Source organism: Streptomyces sp. MNU76 (assembly GCF_020982545.1).
Lineage (GTDB): Bacteria > Actinomycetota > Actinomycetes > Streptomycetales > Streptomycetaceae > Streptomyces.
The window spans coordinates 135,457-152,846 of sequence record NZ_JAJKLK010000003.1 but is presented as its reverse complement, the minus strand read 5'-3'; the positions used below and the strand labels follow the sequence as shown (position 1 = coordinate 152,846).

At 70.6% G+C, this 17,390-nt stretch carries 16 protein-coding genes; 3 read left to right on the top strand and 13 right to left on the bottom strand.

The window, feature by feature from the left end; genetic code table 11:
- Window positions 1-250: 250 nt before the first annotated feature.
- The gene (locus E4N62_RS07035) at window positions 251-1,579 is read right to left on the bottom strand and encodes a class I SAM-dependent RNA methyltransferase (protein WP_230212883.1); all 1,329 of its coding nucleotides are present in this window, start codon (window positions 1,577-1,579) and stop codon (window positions 251-253) included.
- Window positions 1,580-1,704: 125 nt separating this feature from the next.
- Window positions 1,705-3,792 carry an APC family permease gene (locus tag E4N62_RS07030; protein ID WP_230212881.1) on the bottom strand — a complete coding sequence of 696 codons (2,088 nt, stop codon included), beginning with the start codon at window positions 3,790-3,792 and terminating at the stop codon, window positions 1,705-1,707.
- 516 nt (window positions 3,793-4,308) lie between these two features.
- Here E4N62_RS07030 and E4N62_RS07025 point away from each other — a divergent pair.
- Window positions 4,309-4,980 carry a TrkA family potassium uptake protein gene (locus E4N62_RS07025; RefSeq protein ID WP_184900232.1) on the top strand — a complete coding sequence of 224 codons (672 nt, stop codon included), beginning with the start codon at window positions 4,309-4,311 and terminating at the stop codon, window positions 4,978-4,980.
- Window positions 4,980-5,657 (top strand): TrkA family potassium uptake protein, encoded by a 678-nt coding sequence (locus E4N62_RS07020; RefSeq protein ID WP_184900230.1) that lies wholly within the window; start codon window positions 4,980-4,982, stop codon window positions 5,655-5,657. The genes E4N62_RS07025 and E4N62_RS07020 overlap by 1 nt, the downstream gene beginning before the upstream one ends.
- Window positions 5,658-5,879: 222 nt before the next feature.
- Here E4N62_RS07020 and E4N62_RS07015 read toward each other — a convergent pair whose 3' ends face one another.
- The 7 genes from E4N62_RS07015 to E4N62_RS06985 form a co-directional block, all read right to left on the bottom strand.
- Window positions 5,880-6,638, bottom strand: a complete 759-nt coding sequence (locus tag E4N62_RS07015) for a DUF3159 domain-containing protein (protein WP_184900226.1) — start codon at window positions 6,636-6,638, stop codon at window positions 5,880-5,882.
- Window positions 6,639-6,641: 3 nt separating this feature from the next.
- Window positions 6,642-7,040, bottom strand: a complete 399-nt coding sequence (locus E4N62_RS07010) for an OB-fold nucleic acid binding domain-containing protein (protein WP_149827837.1) — start codon at window positions 7,038-7,040, stop codon at window positions 6,642-6,644.
- 74 nt (window positions 7,041-7,114) lie between these two features.
- Complete coding sequence (locus tag E4N62_RS07005) at window positions 7,115-7,798, bottom strand: response regulator (protein WP_184900224.1); 684 nt, start codon at window positions 7,796-7,798, stop codon at window positions 7,115-7,117.
- A gap of 58 nt (window positions 7,799-7,856) precedes the next feature.
- On the bottom strand, window positions 7,857-10,499 hold the full coding sequence (locus E4N62_RS07000) for an ATP-binding protein (protein WP_230212879.1): 2,643 nt from the start codon (window positions 10,497-10,499) through the stop codon (window positions 7,857-7,859).
- Between the two features lie 192 nt (window positions 10,500-10,691).
- Complete coding sequence (locus E4N62_RS06995; protein WP_033525191.1) at window positions 10,692-11,468, bottom strand: DUF3710 domain-containing protein; 777 nt, start codon at window positions 11,466-11,468, stop codon at window positions 10,692-10,694.
- A gap of 1 nt (window position 11,469) precedes the next feature.
- Complete coding sequence (dut, locus tag E4N62_RS06990) at window positions 11,470-12,018, bottom strand: dUTP diphosphatase (protein ID WP_230212876.1); 549 nt, start codon at window positions 12,016-12,018, stop codon at window positions 11,470-11,472.
- Window positions 12,015-12,599: a PaaI family thioesterase gene (locus E4N62_RS06985; RefSeq protein WP_184900218.1), complete on the bottom strand. Its 585-nt coding sequence runs from the start codon at window positions 12,597-12,599 to the stop codon at window positions 12,015-12,017. Before E4N62_RS06985 ends, dut begins: the two co-directional genes overlap by 4 nt.
- 113 nt (window positions 12,600-12,712) lie before the next feature.
- Between E4N62_RS06985 and E4N62_RS06980 the strand changes: the two genes are divergently transcribed.
- Entirely contained in the window at window positions 12,713-13,177 is a 465-nt protein-coding gene (locus E4N62_RS06980) for a DUF3093 domain-containing protein (RefSeq protein WP_230212873.1), read from the top strand.
- Window positions 13,178-13,799: 622 nt separating this feature from the next.
- On the opposite strand, the gene E4N62_RS06975 is transcribed toward E4N62_RS06980, so the two are convergent.
- The 4 genes from E4N62_RS06975 to E4N62_RS06960 all read right to left on the bottom strand — a co-directional run bounded on the left by E4N62_RS06975 (window position 13,800) and on the right by E4N62_RS06960 (window position 17,390).
- Complete coding sequence (locus E4N62_RS06975; RefSeq protein ID WP_230212871.1) at window positions 13,800-14,759, bottom strand: hypothetical protein; 960 nt, start codon at window positions 14,757-14,759, stop codon at window positions 13,800-13,802.
- Between the two features lie 13 nt (window positions 14,760-14,772).
- Entirely contained in the window at window positions 14,773-15,069 is a 297-nt protein-coding gene (locus tag E4N62_RS06970) for a DUF4193 domain-containing protein (RefSeq protein WP_005481602.1), read from the bottom strand.
- 406 nt (window positions 15,070-15,475) lie between these two features.
- Window positions 15,476-16,606, bottom strand: a complete 1,131-nt coding sequence (locus E4N62_RS06965) for a HAMP domain-containing sensor histidine kinase (RefSeq protein ID WP_230212868.1) — start codon at window positions 16,604-16,606, stop codon at window positions 15,476-15,478.
- A gap of 130 nt (window positions 16,607-16,736) precedes the next feature.
- On the bottom strand, window positions 16,737-17,390 hold the full coding sequence (locus E4N62_RS06960) for a response regulator transcription factor (RefSeq protein ID WP_009340866.1): 654 nt from the start codon (window positions 17,388-17,390) through the stop codon (window positions 16,737-16,739).

Below are 17,390 nucleotides of genomic sequence, written 5' to 3'. Positions count from 1 at the left end.
GGGCCAGAACGCAGTCCTTGACGTCACCCGGAAGGTCCTGACATGCCATCAGGACGAGCGTCAGGTGAGCGTCACGAGTGGCACCGCCGTCCCTGCGATATCGCGATCCGGAGCCCGGGGCCCTCCTGGCAGCTGTCGAACCCGCAGGTCGGAAGTCCTCCCGGACATACGGCAAGACTCCTCACCATGCACCTTGGAGAACAGGTCAAGGAACCACCGGCAATCCTCTGCAATCCAGAGAAACAGCAGGTCAGATCCCCTTTGATGCAGGCTCCAAGATTGCCACGCACTCCACGTGCGATGTCATCGGAAACAGATCGAACGCCCTGAGCGTCCGCACCCGGTACCCGCTCTCCCGGAAGTACCCCAGGTCGCGTGCCAGCGCGGCCGGATCGCAGGCCACGTACGCGATGCGGCGGGCCGCCAGGGACGCGAGGTGCTGGACGGTCTTGCGGCCCGCCCCCGCACGCGGCGGATCCAGGACGATGAGGTCCACCTCCGTGATCCCCGTACGCGGCAACACCGCCTCGACCTTGCCCTGTTCGATCCGCACCCGCTCGAACTCGGCGAGGTTGTGCCGCGCGTCCTCGACCGCCCGCTTGCCGGACTCGATGCCGAGGACCGCACCCTTGTCGCCGACGCGGTCGGCGAGGGCGCCCGCGAACAGCCCGACACCGCAGTAGAGGTCCAGCGCCATGTCACCCTTGCGGGGCAGCAGGCCCTGCATGACGGCCTTGACGAGGGTGTCCGCGGCCTTGGGATGGACCTGCCAGAAGCCGCCGCTGCCCACCCGGTACGTACGGTCGTCGGCGCGCTCACGGACGAAGGGGCGCCCGTGGACGCGGTGCACGCCCCCGTCCTTCTCCTCGACCCGCATCACGGACACCGGCCTGTCCAGCTCCACGATCGGCAGACGCGCCCCCGGCCGCGGTTCGAGGATGACCTGACGGTCCTGCGAACCCGTCGCGGCGATCGCGTCGATCGACGCCATGCCCGTCCAGTCGCGCTTCTCGATGCCCAGCTCGGACACTCCCGGTGCCGCGATCATGCAGTGGTCGATCGGCTCGACCTCGTGCGAGCGGTGACGGCGCAGACCGGCGTGCCCCGACTCGTCCACCGCGTACTGCACCCGCGTACGCCACGCGGGGACCTCGCCCGCCGGGACCTTGTCGCCCTCGGCCGGCATCACCGTGCCGTCCCAGCCCGCCTCCTCGGGGGTGAGACCCGCGAGGCGCCGCAGTTGCTCGGCGATGACCTCGCCCTTGAAGCGGCGCTGGGCGCCCGGCTTGGCGTGCTGCCAGTCGCAGCCGCCGCAGCGGCCGGGGCCGGCGTAGGGACAGGGCGCCTCGACGCGGTCCTTGGAGGGCGACAGGATCGAGACCGCGTCCGCCCGCAGGAAGCGCGCGCCCTCCTCGCCGTCGGTCACCCGCGCCACGACCCGCTCACCGGGCAGCGCGTGCCGGACGAAGAGGACCTGTCCCTCGGCGGTACGGGCGATGCAGTGGCCGCCGTGGGCGACGGGGCCCACCTCGACCTCGTACTCCTCTCCCACCAGCGATTTCTTCGGTTCTGCCTGCATGGTGGGGTGACTCCAGAAGAGAGGAAAGCGAAAACGGCCGGACAACAGCCCACCAGTCTACGTGGGTGCTGTCCCGCCGTTGACCACGAGCAGCGGCTCGCGGGCGAGCCTCGGCTTCGCCGGGGTCAGCTCTTGTCGGCCGAGGACTTGCCCGAGGACTTGCCCGAAGTCTTGGCCGGTGACTCCCTGGGGCGCTCGTTCGCCGGACCGCGCCGTACCGACCCCGGCGCACTCCAGTCCTGCCGCTTGCGCGCCCGGCGCTTGGCGACCTCGGAGGACTCCAGCTGATAGGGCACGGAGGTCACCATGACACCCGGCGTGAAGAGCAACCGGCCCTTGAGCCGGAGCGCGCTCTGGTTGTGCAGGAGGTGCTCGTACCAGTGGCCGACCACGTACTCGGGGATGATCACCGACACCGCGTCGCGCGGGGACTCCTTGCGCAGCCCCTTGACGTACTCGATCACAGGCCGCGTGACCTCGCGGTACGGCGAGTCGAGGACCTTCAGCGGCACGTCGATGCCCCGCCGCGTCCACTCCTCCTGGAGCGCCTTGGTCTCCGCCGGGTCGACGTTGACGCTGAGCGCCTCCAGCGTGTGCGAGCGCATCAGCTTGGCGTAGGCGAGGGCGCGCAGGGTGGGGCGGTGGATCCGGGAGACCAGCACCACGGAGTGCACCCGCGACGGCCGGACGACGTCGTCGCTCGGGCCGTCCGGCGCCGCGATCTCCGCGGCGACCCGGTCGTAGTGCTTGCGGATGGCCGTCATCGTCGCGTAGAAGATCACCATGCCGAGCAGGGCCACCCAGGCGCCGTGCGTGAACTTGGTGCCGAGCACGACGATCAGGACCAGCCCGGTGAAGAAGGCACCGAAGGTGTTGATCGCGCGGGAGCGGACCATGTGGCGCCGCTTGGCCGGGTCCTTCTCGGTGCGCAGATGGCGGTTCCAGTGCCGGACCATGCCCGTCTGGCTGAGCGTGAAGGAGACGAAGACGCCCACGATGTAGAGCTGGATCAGACGCGTGGAGTCGGCGCCGTAGATCCACACCAGGAGGACGGCGGCGCCCGCGAGGAGCACGATGCCGTTGGAGAAGGCGAGGCGGTCGCCGCGGGTGTGCAACTGGCGCGGGAGGTAGCGGTCCTGAGCGAGGATCGAGCCCAGCAGCGGGAAGCCGTTGTACGCGGTGTTCGCGGCCAGGAAGAGGACCAGGGCGGTGGCGGCGGCCAGGACGACGAAGAAGAAGGTACCGTCGCCGAAGACGGCCGCCGCGACCTGGGAGATCACCGGGTTCTGGACGTAGGAGTCGCCGACCGGGGTGCCGTCGCGCAGCAGGTCGGCCGCCGGGTTCTCGGCCATCCGCACATGGGTGGCCATGGCGAGGCCGATGATGCCGCAGAACATGGTGACGGCGAAGAAGCCCATCAGGGCCAGAGTGGTGGCCGCGTTCCTCGACTTGGGCTTGCGGAAGGCGGGGACGCCGTTGGAGATCGCCTCGACACCGGTGAGCGCGGCACAGCCGGAGGAGAAGGCACGCAGCAGCAGGAAGACCAGCGCGAAGCCGGCGAGCCCCTGGTGCTCGGCCTTGATCTCCAGGTCGGCGGTGGGCGCCCGCATCGTGTCGTCGAGGACCAGCCCGCGGAACGCGCCCCAGGCGATCATCGTGAAGACGCCGACGACGAAGACGTACGTCGGGATCGCGAAGAGCTTCCCGGACTCCTTCACCCCACGCAGGTTCATCAGCGTGAGCAGCACGATGATGCCGATCGCGCAGAGGACCTTGTGCTCGACGAAGAAGGGGACGGCCGAGCCGAGGTTCTCGACGCCGGAGGAGATGGACACCGCGACGGTGAGGACGTAGTCGACGAGGAGCGCGCTGGCGACGGTGAGGCCGGCCTTGGGGCCGAGGTTGGTGTTCGCCACCTCGTAGTCGCCGCCACCGCTCGGGTAGGCGTGCACGTTCTGCCGGTAGGACGCCACGACGGTGAACATCAGCACGACGACCGCGGCGGCGATCCAGGGGCTGAAGTGGTAGGCCGACACGCCCGCGATGGAGAGGACCAGCAGCACCTCGCCGGGTGCGTACGCCACGGACGAGAGCGGGTCGGATGCGAAGACGGGGAGTGCGATGCGCTTCGGCAGGAGCGTCTCGCCCAGCCGGTCGCTGCGCAGAGCGCGCCCGATCAGAATCCGTTTGGGCACGTCGGTCAGTTTGGACACGCAGAGGATCGTAAGCGCCCCGGCTGGTTCTGGGCACATCCGGGTGAAATCCCGGCGGGCCCCGGGGTGAAATCGGACCGCCGACGACTGCGAAGTGCGTCACGTCACGCATCCTCCGGTGTGATGGGCTGCGTCCTTACGTCCATATGACGAATCCCGTCGAGATGAGGGACCCCGTCGCCCCGAGGAATCCCGTTCATCCCGTGTACGTGCCCGCGTGCCGTGTGCGTATCGGGCATCCGATGGAACCCGTGACGTTCTCGCCCCCTCTGCTCCCTGGAGGCCCCATGCAGGCCGCGACCGCTGAGCTGATCGGCGCTCTCGCCTCCCTCGTCGGACTCGGCTTGTTGACGAGGGCCAGCGTCCGGCGGATCAGCCGGCGACGTCCCACGATGTGACCCGTGGGTGCACGGGGGTGCCCCCGGCGGGCCGCGCGTGTGTAGCTTGGGCGACGGTCTGAGACCCTGTTTTCGACGTTTCGGCTGAACAGTAGCTATTGACACCGGAAGGACGGTCGTGCACATCGTCATCATGGGCTGCGGGCGAGTGGGTTCCACCCTCGCCCAGACCCTGGAGCAACAGGGGCACACGGTCGCCGTGATCGACCAGGACCCCACGGCCTTCCGTCGTCTGGGCTCGGGTTTCGGCGGCCGGCGCGTCACCGGGGTCGGCTTCGACCGCGACACCCTGCGCGAGGCGGGCATCGAGGAGGCGGGCGCGTTCGCCGCCGTCTCCAGCGGCGACAACTCCAACATCATCGCCGCCCGTGTCGCCCGCGAGATGTTCGGCATCGAGAACGTGGCGGCACGGATCTACGACCCGCGCCGGGCCGAGGTCTACCAGCGCCTGGGCATTCCGACGGTCGCCACGGTCCGCTGGACCGCCGACCAGATGCTCCGTCGGCTGCTGCCGTCCGGGGCCGAACCGCTGTGGCGCGATCCCACCGGCGGCGTCCAGCTCGCCGAGGTGCACGCCTCGTCGGCGTGGGTGGGCCACAAGATCAGCAAGATGCAGGAGGAGACCGGGGTCCGCGTCGCCTTCCTGACCCGCCTGGGCGAGGCGATTCTGCCGACCTCGCAGACGGTGCTGCAGGAGGGCGACCTCGTGCATGTGATGATGCGGACGGACGACGTGGAGAAGGTCGAGGCGTCCTTCGCCGAGGGCCCCGACGAGGAGGGCGGTCACTGATGAGGGTCGCCATTGCCGGAGCCGGAGCGGTCGGCCGCTCGATCGCGGGCGAACTGCTGGAGAACGGCCACGAGGTCCTTCTCGTCGACAAGGCGCCGACCGCCATCTCGGTCGAGCGCGTGCCTCTGGCGGAGTGGCTGCTGGCCGACGCCTGCGAGATCACGTCCCTGGACGAGGCGGCGCTCCAGCGCTGCAACGTCGTCATCGCCGCGACCGGAGACGACAAGGTCAACCTGGTCGTCTCCCTGCTGGCGAAGACGGAGTACGGCGTTCCGCGGGTCGTCGCCCGCGTCAACAACCCCAAGAACGAGTGGCTGTTCAACGAGTCCTGGGGCGTGGACGTGGCCGTGTCGACCCCCCGGCTGATGTCGGCGCTGGTCGAGGAGGCCGTGAGCGTCGGCGACCTGGTCCGGCTGCTCCGCTTCAGCCACGGCGACGCCAACCTGGTCGAGCTGACGCTGCCGCCCGAGTCGGCCCTGGCCGGCACCCAGGTCGGTGAGGTCGAGTGGCCGGAGGACACCTCCCTGGTCACCATCATCCGCGGCACCCGGGTCCTCACCCCGACCTCGGACGACTCCCTGGAGGCAGGCGACGAACTCCTCTTCGTGGCCGCGCAGGCGCGTGAGGAGCAGCTGGAGGACCTGCTGTCGGTACGGCGCGAGGACGCGACGAGCTGACGCGGGGTATGCGACGACGACGGGGCGCCCGGAAGTTTCCGGGCGCCCCTTCACATACCGGGCGACCGGGCGCCCCAAGTCTTCGTCGCCTTCAACCCCTGCGCCCGTTCAACCTGATCCAGGCACCTTCAGCCCGTCCGGCGTTCGAGGCCGAGGCCGTGCAGGCCGACAAGCCGGGCCCGGGGACGCAGCCCTTGCGAGGCCCGCACCAGCATCGGGTGCCTAGTCCCCCGCCCGAGCGGCAGCCTTGCGCTCCTCTGCCGCCCGCTCCTCCGCCTCCATCTCGGCGAACACGTCGATCGGGGCCGGCGCCTTGGCCAGGAAGATCCAGGTGAGCCAGACCGCGAGCAGGAACGGCGGGATCTTCAGGGCGATGAGGACCCAGCCCAGCTGTGTGGTGTCGGCCCACCAGTACAGCGGGAAGAGGATGGCGCACTTGCCGAGCAGGATCGCGCCCCAGGCGTAACTCGCCTTCGCGTACGCCTTCTTGCGCCCGGGGTTGCGGGTCCGCCAGGACAGGTTCTCCTTGAAGACCGGGCCGAGCATCAGGCCGATCAGCGGCACACCGGCCAGCGTCGTGATGATGTACGCGCAGCCGAGGCCCAGCGTGTAGAGCATGCCCGGGAGATAGAAGTCCTTGGCGTTGCCGGTCATCATCGCGAAGACCACACCGAAGGCGACCCCGAAGACACCGCTGAAGGCGTGCTTGACGGTGTCCTTCATGACCAGCCGCACCACGACCAGCAGGACGGAGACGCCGAGGGCCGCGAGGGCCGCCGAGTGCAGGTCCTTGTTGATCGTGTAGATGGAGACGAAGAGCAGGCCCGGGAGCACGGTCTCGACCATGCCGCGCACGCCACCGAACGCCTCGAACAGCGCGGCCTCCGTCACCGCCCTGGAGTCGTGCGAGCCGTCCTGTCCGCCCTCGGCGTCCTGGACGCCGCGCTGGGCGTCTTCCGTCGGCTTGTCGAGCGACGTCACCGGCTACTCCCGTCCGAGCGGTCTGAGTTCGTACTTCGGATTGAACAGCACTCTACGGCCCCGGCTCATCGAGATCCGGCCGGATGCGATCAGCTTGCGCCCCGGCTCTATCCCGACGATGGAGCGTCTGCCGAGCCACACGACGTCCAGGGCGGCCGAACCGTCGAAGAGCTCGGCCTCCAGTGCCGGGACGCCGGCCCGGGGGCGCAGCGTGACCGTGCGCAAGGTACCAGTAACGGTCACTATCTGTCGGTCGTGACAGTCACATATGCGTGTGCAGCCGGCGGTGTCCGCGTCCTCGCGCAGCTCCTCCGACTCCAGGTCCGTCTGGGACGAGGAGAGCCGGTCGAGCATGCGCCGGAACCGGCCCGCCGGCTTCTCGGAACGAGGAACAGCACTCATGACAAAAAGCGTACCGGGGCCCGCCGACAGTCCAGCACCCCGTGCGGGGCGGACCTCCGCCGGCTCTCCCGGTCTCACTTCTCGAAGCGGTAGCCCATCCCCGCCTCGGTGATGAAGTGCCTGGGCCGGGAGGGGTCGCCCTCCAGCTTGCGCCGCAGCTGCGCCATGTAGACCCGCAGATAGTTGGTCTCGGTGCCGTACGAGGGCCCCCACACCTCCTGGAGCAGCTGCTTCTGGCTGACCAGCCGCCCGGTGTTGCGGACCAGCACCTCCAGCAGGTGCCACTCGGTGGGGGTGAGCCGGACGTCCCTGCCGTCCCGGTTCACCTTCTTCGCGGCCAGGTCGACGGTGAAGTCGTCCGTCTCCACGATCACGTCGCCGTCCTCGCCGCCCACGGGCTCCGCGCGGCGGACGGCGGCCCGCAGCCGGGCGAGCAGCTCGTCCATGCCGAAGGGCTTGGTGACGTAGTCGTCGGCGCCCGCGTCGAGGGCCTCGACCTTCTCGTCGGATGTGTGCCGGGCGGAGAGCACGATGATCGGCACCCGGGTCCAGCCGCGGAGTCCCTTGATCACCTCGACGCCGTCCATGTCGGGCAGTCCGAGGTCGAGGACGACGACGTCGGGGTGCCGGGCCGCGGCGAGGGCGAGCGCGCTCGCCCCGTCGTGGGCGGCGTCGGCCTCGTACTTGCGGGCCTTCAGGTTGATCACGAGCGCCCGCACGATCTGCGGCTCGTCGTCGACCACGAGCACTCTGGTCATACGGCCCGCCTCAGGTGCCGCATCATGGGCCGCCTCACGTGCCCTCTCAGCTGCCACCTCATGTGGTTCGCCTCTCTGCCGATGTGGCCGTGCCGACCGGTGCGTCGGCGGTCCGGTCCGCCGACGGGACGGCGTCCGCCGATGTGGACGAGCCCGCGGCCTGGTCGGTGCCCGACGAGAAGGCCGTGACGGGCCCGGAGCCGTTCTGTGCGGCCCTTACGGTCAGCACCATGGTGAGTCCGCCGCCGGGGGTGTCCTCGGCGTCGAGCGTGCCGCCCATGGCCTCGGCGAAGCCCCGGGCGACCGCGAGACCCAGGCCGACGCCGGTCCCGCGCGGGGCGTCGCCGTGCCGCTGGAAGGGGGCGAAGATACGGTCCTTGGCCTCGTCGGGAACGCCGGGGCCGCGGTCGGTGACCCGGACCTCGACGCGGCCACCGAGGACGCTCGCGGAGACCTGGACGGGCGTGCCGGGCGGGCTGTACTTGACGGCGTTCTCGACGATGTTGGCCACGGAGCGCTCCAGCAGGCCGGGGTCGACGGCGACCATGGGCAGACTCTCGGGTATCTCCAGCCCGACGCTGCCCTCGGGGACGCCGCCGAGCGCCATGGGCACCACCTCGTCGAGGTCGATCTCGCGGATCAGGGTGGTGACCGTGCCGGTCTGCAGGCGGGACATGTCGAGGAGGTTGCCCACGAGGTGGTCGAGCCGGTCGGCGCCGTCCTCGATCCCTTCGAGCAGTTCGGCCTCGTCCTCCTCCGACCAGGCCACGTCGTCGGAGCGCAGGGAGGACACGGCGGCCTTGATGCCGGCCAGCGGGGTGCGCAGGTCGTGGCTGACGGCGGCGAGCAGCGCGGTGCGGATGCGGTTGCCCTCGGCCAGCGCCTTGGCCTGGTCGGCCTCCTGCTGGAGACGCCGGCGGTCCAGGACGACCACGGCCTGGGCGGCGAACGCGGCCAGCACCCGGCGGTCCTCGGCGGGCAGGACGCGGCCGGAGAGGGCGAGCGCCATGTGGTCGCCGACCGGCATGTCCACGTCCGCGGCCTCGGGTCGGTCCATCTGCCGGGGGCCCACGCTGCCCGCGCAGGTCCACGGGTCGACCTCGCTCTCGCGCTCCAGCAGAGCCACCGACTCCATACCGAAGGTTTCGCGCACCCGTTCGAGGAGTGCCTCCAGGCTGGTCTCCCCGCGCAGCACACTGCCCGCGAGGAAGGACAGGATCTCCGACTCGGCGCGCAGCCTGGCCGCCTGGTGCGTGCGCCGGGCCGCGAGGTCCACCACGGAGGCCACCGCCACCGCGACCCCTACGAAGACCACGATGGCGACGATGTTCGTCGGGTCGTCGATCGTCAGCGTGTGCACCGGCTGGGTGAAGAACCAGTTGAGCAGCAGCGAGCCCAGCACCGCCGCGGCCAGGGCGGGCAGCAGACCGCCGAGCAGGGCCGCGGCCACCGTGAGCGTCAGGAAGAGCAGCATGTCGTTGGCGAGACCGAGGTCGGTCTCGTAGTTGGCCAGCAGCGGCGCGAGCAGCACCGGCCCGGCCGTCCCCACCAGCCACCCCCAGATCGTCCGTGCCCGGCCGAGCCGTGCGCCCCGGGCGACGGGCAGCCCGCGCCCCTTGCCCGCCTCGTCGTGCGTGATCAGGTGGACGTCCAGGTCGGGTCCGGAGTCCCGGGCGACGGTGGCGCCGACGCCCGGCCCGAAGACGTACTGCCAGCTCTTGCGGCGCGAGACGCCGAGCACGATCTGGGTGGCGTTCACCCCGCGCGCGAAGGCCAGCAGGGCGGCGGGGATGTCGTCGCCGACGACGTGGTGGAAGGTGCCGCCGAGGTCTTCGACGAGGGTGCGCTGGACGGCGAGTTCCTTGGGCGAGGCGGAGGTCAGCCCGTCGCTGCGGGCGATGTAGACGGCCATGACCTCGCCGCCCGCGCCCTTCTCGGCGAGCCGGGCGGCTCTTCGCAGCAGGGTCCGCCCTTCGGGGCCGCCGGTCAGCCCGACCACGATCCGCTCGCGGGAGCCCCATATCCGCGACACCTGGTGCTCGCTGCGGTAGGCGTTGAGGTACTCGTCGACCCGGTCCGCCACCCACAGCAGCGCCAACTCCCGCAGAGCGGTCAGGTTCCCGGGGCGGAAGTAGTTCGACAGCGCTGCGTCGACCTTGTCCGGCTGGTAGACGTTGCCGTGCGCCATCCGTCGCCGGAGCGCCTGCGGCGACATGTCGACCAGCTCGATCTGGTCAGCCCGTCGCACCACCTCGTCGGGCACGGTCTCGCGCTGCCGTACGCCGGTGATGGACTCGACGACGTCACCGAGCGACTCCAGGTGCTGGATGTTGACGGTCGAGACCACGTCGACACCGGCGGCGAGCAGATCCTCGACGTCCTGCCAGCGCTTGTCGTTGCGGGAACCGGGCACATTGGTGTGGGCCAGCTCGTCCACGAGGGCGACCCGGGGCCGCCGGGCGAGCACGGCGTCCACGTCCATCTCGGTGAAGACCGTGTCGCGGTACTCCAGCGTCCGGCGCGGAACCTGCTCCAACCCGTGCAGCATCACCTCGGTGCGCGGCCGACCGTGGTGCTCCACGACGGCCACCACGCAGTCGGTGCCGCGCTCGATCCGGCGGTGCGCTTCGGACAGCATGGCGTACGTCTTGCCGACGCCCGGTGCCGCACCGAGGTAGATCCGAAGCTTTCCGCGTCCCATGTCCCCATTGTCTTCCCGTGACCACTGCCCACGCAGCGTCGACCTTACGGCCAATAATCACGGCAAAAAGGACAGAGGCGGCCGGGGGCCGCCTCTTTGACGCAACTCTGACGCCGGCGCCCCGAGGGGCGCGGGGAACTGCGCGACCGGTCGCGCGGACCCGCAGTTCCCTGACGGCCTCGGCCGGAACGGCTAGCGGACCTCGGTGATCTCCGGCCCGCGCTGCAGCTGTCCCATGCCGCCGGAGAAGCGGGAACCGGCCTGCTCCTCCTGCTGGACCCCCTCGGGGACCATCTGCGCGTCGTTCGGCAGCTTCAGGACGATCGGGTCACGCGGAGCCATGGGGCCCTCACCGCGGACGACGACCGTGTCCCGGAAGATCTGCTCCAGCAGCCCGGCGGTCTGCGGCTCCACCGCGCCCCGCCCGGAGATCACTCCGCGCAGGAACCAGCGGGGCCCGTCCACACCGACGAAGCGGACCACCTGGAAGCCACCCGTGCCGTCCGGCAGCTGCACCGGCACCTGAGCGCGGAGCTCCCAGCCCAGCGGGCCCTCGACCTCGTCGATGACCCCGCCCTGCTGGGTGATGCCGGAGGCGATCTCCTCGCGGACCTCGCCCCAGATGCCCTCGCGCTTGGGCGCGGCGAAGGCCTGCAGCTGGACCGCGCTGTCGCGCAGCACGACGGTCGCGGCGACGATCGCGTCACCGGCGACCTCCACCCGCAGCTCCATGCCGTCGACTCCGGGCACGAAGATGCCACCGAGGTCGACCCGGCCCTCGCCGGGCTCGCGCACCTCGGAGCTGTCCCACGGCCCGTCCGGCCGGGGCTCGGGCTCCAGCCGCACGCGCTCCCGCTCGACGTCCGCCTCAGCGTCGGCTTCCCCGGCAACGCCGTCGACCTGCTCGGCCTCGCTCGCCGCGTCCGCCGCGTCCTCAGCGGAACCCTTCTTCTTGCGACGTCCGAACACGTCACTGTCCTTCCCGGTCGGATACGACCGAAGCGTATCGATTCCCACCCGTTGTGCCGCTTGTGCTGCTTGTGCCGCTTGCTCCGTCCACGGCGGCATGACCGCCGGTGGACCCGAAGCCCCCCTCGGCCCGCGCCGAGTCGGGAAGCTCCGCCACCTCCTGGAAGCGCACCTTCTCGACCTGCTGGACGACCAGTTGGGCAATCCGGTCGAAGCGCTCGAACCGTACGGCTTCATACGGGTCGAGATTCACCACGATCACCTTGATCTCCCCACGGTACCCGGCATCAACCGTCCCCGGGGCATTCACCAGGGCGACGCCGCAGCGGGCGGCGAGACCGGAGCGTGGGTGCACGAAGGCCGCGTACCCCTCGGGGAGCGCGATGGCCACCCCTGTGGGCAGTACGGCCCGCTCGCCGGGCTTCAACTCCCGGCTCTCCGTGGTGCGCAGATCGGCGCCCGCGTCACCGGGCCGCGCGTAGTCCGGCAGCGGCACGTCGGGGTCGACGCGCCGGACGAGGACCTCGAGAGGGGGACGGCCGCCGCTCACGGGTTCACCTCGAAGGCTCGGGCCCGCCGTACCTGGTCCGGGTCCTTCATGGCCGCCTGGATCTCCTCCTCGCGGCCGTGGTCGATGAAGTGGTCGACCTTGACCTCGACGAAGAGCGCATCGGCGCGGACGGCCAGCGGTCCGTCGGGACCGCCGACGCGTCCCTCGGCCCGCGCGAAGATCTTCCGTCCGGCCACGGCCGTGACCTCGGCCCTCAGATGCAGCACGGCCCCCACGGGGACGGGCTGCAGGAAGTCGGTCTCCAGGCGTCCGGTCACCGCGATGGTGCGCAGCAGCCAGGTGAGGGAGCCGAGGGTCTCGTCCAGGGCGCTGGCCAGGACCCCGCCGTGGGCCAGTCCCGGAGCGCCTTGGTGCGCGGGCCGCACGGTGAACTCGGCGGTGAGAGTGACACCTTCGCCGGCCCTGGCCTCCAGGTGCAGCCCGTGGGGCTGCTCGCCACCACAGCCGAAACACTGCCCGTAGTGCGCGCCGAGCAGCTCACCGGGGGCGGGTGCCTCGGGATGGCGTACGGGCGCCGTGGCGTCCGCCGGGGGCCGCAGGGCCGCGGAAGTACCTCTCACAGCCGCAGACCTTACCCGCCCGTCAGCGTCCGGCCATCGCCCCTGCGGGCAGGGTTTCCCCTCGGACGCCCCTACGTCCGGGGCCGGAGGGTCCGCGTGCCAAGCTTGACGCCATGCAGCTCTCCGTCCCGCCGTACGAAGAACGGCTCACGGCTCCCCGCACCTGGTGGCTCGTCTGCCTCCTGGTCGGACTCTCGATGGCCCTGATCATGCTGCCGTTCGGCACGCTCCCCCTGCTGGGCGGCCTCGTGGGCGGGACCGCGATCGCCGCGGTCGTCACCAGTTCCTACGGCTCGATCCGCATCCGTGTCGTCGGCGACTCCCTGATCGCGGGCGAGGCGAAGATTCCGGTGAGCGCCCTCGGCGAACCGGAGATCCTGGACCGGGAGGAGGCGCAGGCCTGGCGCACGCACAAGGCCAACCCGCACGCCTTCATGCTCCTGCGCGCCTACATCCCGACGGCCCTCCGCATCCCGATCACCGACCCGAACGACCCGACCCCCTACGTCTACCTGTCCACCCGAAACCCCGACGCCGTCGTCGCGGCCCTGGCAGCGGCGAGGAGAACGACGGCGTAGCGAGCGTCCAGCGGTCCGACCGGCACGGCAGCCCCGCACGCGACCTGCTGACCGCTGACACACGGCGCCGCACGGCTCCCGGACCGACGCCGCGGGCGACGCAGCGCGCGAGCTGTCGGCCACCCACAGCCCGACGCGGCCCACGGTCGGTCACCCAGCCATTCGCGGCGACACAGCACCCGCCTCGCGGGCGGCGACCCATGGCAGCACGACAACCGGCTCGTCGGCCGGCGAGGCAACGCACGGCGAGGCGGCGGGCTGCTCGGCGGCGGGGCGCTTGGCGGCGGACGACATGTGGCGGCGCGCAACGCGCGGCCGGGTCACCCGGCGCGAAACAGCCTCGCGACGGCGGAGCGGACCCACCGCCGACCCGCACAGCCGTGCGAGAGCGCCCGGTGTTCCCTACTGAACTCCTACCGCCGAGAAGCCCCAGCCGCCGCGCCCTCCCACCGAGCCGCCCCTCGACCGGTCCAGGCCCTACGATCCGGTCCGGGCACAGCCACGCTCTTCCCCCCCCCACAACGCCCATGAGCCACGACGGCGGCCCCCGGCGGTGCCGGACCGGGGCGCCCCCTCGATCGGCGCCACCCGCAGCCGACCGGCGGAGCGGCGGCGTCACGCGTCAGCCGCCGCCGAGTTCCTCCGGCAGTTCCCCCACCCTCACAGGATCCACCGGCTTCTCCAGCGGAGGAAGTTCCGGCAACGCCTCCCACGGCACCTGCATGCGCCGCAGGTCCTTGCGGATCCGCTCGGCCAGGTGCTTGGTGTCCCGGCGGTTCATGACCGCCCCCACCGCGGCACCGACCAGGAACGGCATCAGGTTCGGCAGATTGCGCACCATCCGTTTCATGATCTGCTGCCGCAGCTGCCGCTTCATCTGTCCACCGAGCGCCGAGTTGATCGTCGACGGCCTGGTCACGTCGATCCCGCGCTCACCGGACCACGAGTCCAGATAGGCGGTGCTGCGCTGCCGCAGATTCCCCGGCGGCCGCACCCCGTACACCTCGTGCAGCTCGGCGATGAGCTTCAGCTCGATCGCGGCGACGCCGGTGATCTCGGCGGCCAGCTCCGCGGGCATGGCGGGCGGCGCCGGCAGCATCGCCGCGGCCCCGACACCCGCCCCCACCGTGGAGGACGCGTTGGCCGCCCCCGCGACGAGCTTGTCGGCGATCTGCTCGGGCCCCAGCCCCGGGAACTGGGCGCGCAGGGTCGCGAGATCGCGCACGGGGATCCGCGGGGCGATCTCGATGACACGGTCGGTGATGTACGCGAGCCCCGCTCGGGCCCGGTCACCGCTCTTGCGGGCCCCGACCTTGAGGCCCTGTTTCACTCTGTCCCGGACGGCGGCGACGGCGGCCGCGCGCCGTCTGGCGACCGGCGCCGGATTCTCCACCGGAACAGGCAGGCGTCCCTGCTCGTCCGTGGCCTTCCCCGACGCCGTGCCGGACGCACGTTCGAGCGAGGCCGCTCCCTCTTCGGAGGAGCCCCGCTCGTCGTCACGCACGCCGTCGGAGCCGTCGTACGGCTCCTGGTCCGCCCCCTTGCGGGAGCGGCGCTTCCAAGGAGGGGTCGAGCCAGTCACGGCCGACCCTGCCTCAGTCGCAATCGCGGCAGATCGGCTGACCGTTCTTCTCGCGGGCCAGCTGGCTGCGGTGGTGCACCAGGAAGCAGCTCATGCAGGTGAACTCGTCCTGCTGCTTGGGCAGCACCCGGACGGCCAGCTCCTCGTTCGAGAGGTCGGCCCCGGGCAGTTCCAGGCCTTCGGCGGCCTCGAACTCATCTACATCCACGGCGGACGTGGACTTGTCGTTCCGGCGAGCCTTGAGCTCTTCCAGGCTGTCCGAGTCGACGTCGTCGTCGGTCTTGCGTGGGGTGTCGTAATCCGTTGCCATGTCGCGCTCTCCCCCTCTGGGTGTCTGCGGTGTCTCCAGCGCACGTAACGCGTGAGAGGCCGGACTTGTGCCCGACCTGAGGCGGAGATTTTGCCTCACATCAAGGTCTGTTACTCAATCGACACCCAACCGGACTCCTCAAGAGTGATCGGCTTGGATGGCGAACGGGACCGTACACGGTCCTGAGGCTGCATTTCAAAGGCGCCTCAGCATGTACTTCCCGTGATCTCAACCCCCGAAAACCCGGATTTTCCCGGCTTTACGACAGCCTCATGATCACGCTCGGTAGATGGCTGGGAAATCGCCCTTGTGATCGATCACACATCGGTCGTGCACGACCGTTTCGATCAGGTGCCCGGGAAATTCCGCGCAAAGCGAACACGTCCCGGAACCGGGGGTCATTTTCTCAGACCGGAAGGGTCACACGCATCACGAGCCCGCCTCCTTCACGTGGCCGGGCGGCGATGTGGCCGCCGTGCGCGCGGGCCACGGAGCGGACGATCGACAAGCCGAGGCCCACCCCCTTGTCGCTCCCCGTGCGCTCCGTACGCAGCCGCCGGAACGGCTCGAAAAGGTTGTCGATCTCGTACGCCGGGACCACGGGCCCGGTGTTCGTGACCACCAGCAGGGCCTGTCCGTGCTGGAGCTCGGTGGTGACCTCCACCCAGCCGTCCGCGCCCTGCACGTTGTACCGGACGGCGTTCTGGACGAGGTTCAGGGCGATCCGCTCCAGCAGGACGCCGTTGCCCTGCACCACCGCGGGGGCCCGTTCACCGCGGATCTCCACCTTCTTGGCCTCCGCCTCGGAGCGCACCTGGTCGATGGCCCGGGAGGCGACCTCGGCGAGGTCCACCGGCTTGCGCTCGACGATCTGGTTGTCGCTGCGGGCGAGCAGCAGCAGACCCTCGACGAGCTGCTCGCTGCGCTCGTTGGTGGCCAGCAGCGTCTTGCCCAGCTGTTGCAGTTCGGTCGGCGCGTTCGGGTCGGAGAGGTGCACTTCGAGGAGGGTGCGGTTGATCGCGAGGGGTGTCCGCAGCTCGTGCGAGGCGTTCCCGACGAACCGCTGCTGGGCCGTGAAGGCCCGCTGGAGCCGCTCCAGCATCTCGTCGAAGGTGTCCGCCAGCTCCTTCAGCTCGTCGTCCGGGCCGTCCAGCTCGATACGGCGGGACAGGTCGGAGCCGGCCACCGCGCGCGCGGTGCGGGTGATCCGGCCGAGCGGCGCGAGGACCCGGCCCGCCATCGCGTACCCGAAGGCGAAGGCGATCACGGCGAGCCCGAGCAGCGCCAGCAGGGACCGGCTCAGCAGGGTGTCCAGGGCCACCTGGCGCTGGGCGTCGATACAGGCCGAGATCGCGGCGTTGAAGTCCGCGAGCCGCACATTGGTCGAGCCGGCGTCCACCGCGGGACACTTCTCGCTGGTGACACTGATGTCCGTGCCGCCCACGATCTTGAACAGCGGCGCGTTTCCCGTGTTCACCGCCTGGGCGGCCAGCAGATAGATGATCGACAGCAGCAGGATCCCGGCGATCAGGAACATGCCGCCGTACAGCAGCGTGAGCCGTATCCGGATGGTCGGGCGCAGCCACGGGAGCGGGTTCTGGGGCCGCCTGGGGTCCCAGGTGGGTTTCAGGGGCGCCAGCGGGGCGCGGGGTCGTGGCCATGGCGGATCAGATCCGGTAACCGGAACCGGGAACGGTGACGATGACCGGCGGTTCGCCGAGCTTGCGGCGCAGCGTCATGACCGTCACGCGGACGACGTTGGTGAACGGGTCGGTGTTCTCGTCCCAGGCCTTCTCCAGGAGCTGTTCCGCCGAGACGACGGCGCCCTCGCTGCGCATCAGCACCTCCAGGACCGCGAACTCCTTCGGCGCGAGCTGGACCTCCTTGCCGTCGCGGAAGACCTCGCGACGGTTCGGGTCCAGCTTGATGCCGGCGCGTTCCAGGACGGGCGGCAGCGGCACGCTCGTCCGCCGACCGAGGGCACGCACGCGTGCGATGAGCTCGCTGAACGCGAAGGGCTTGGGCAGATAGTCGTCGGCGCCGATCTCCAGGCCCTCGACACGGTCGCTGACGTCGCCGGACGCGGTGAGCATCAGCACGCGTGTGGGCAGCCCGAGCTCGACGAGCTTGCGGCAGACGTCGTCGCCGTGGACGAGGGGGAGGTCGCGGTCGAGGACGACCACGTCGTAGTCGTTGACGCCGATGCGTTCCAGGGCGGCCGCACCGTCGTACACGACGTCGACGGCCATGGCCTCCCGGCGCAGTCCGGTGGCCACCGCATCGGCGAGCAGCTGCTCGTCCTCGACGACGAGTACGCGCAC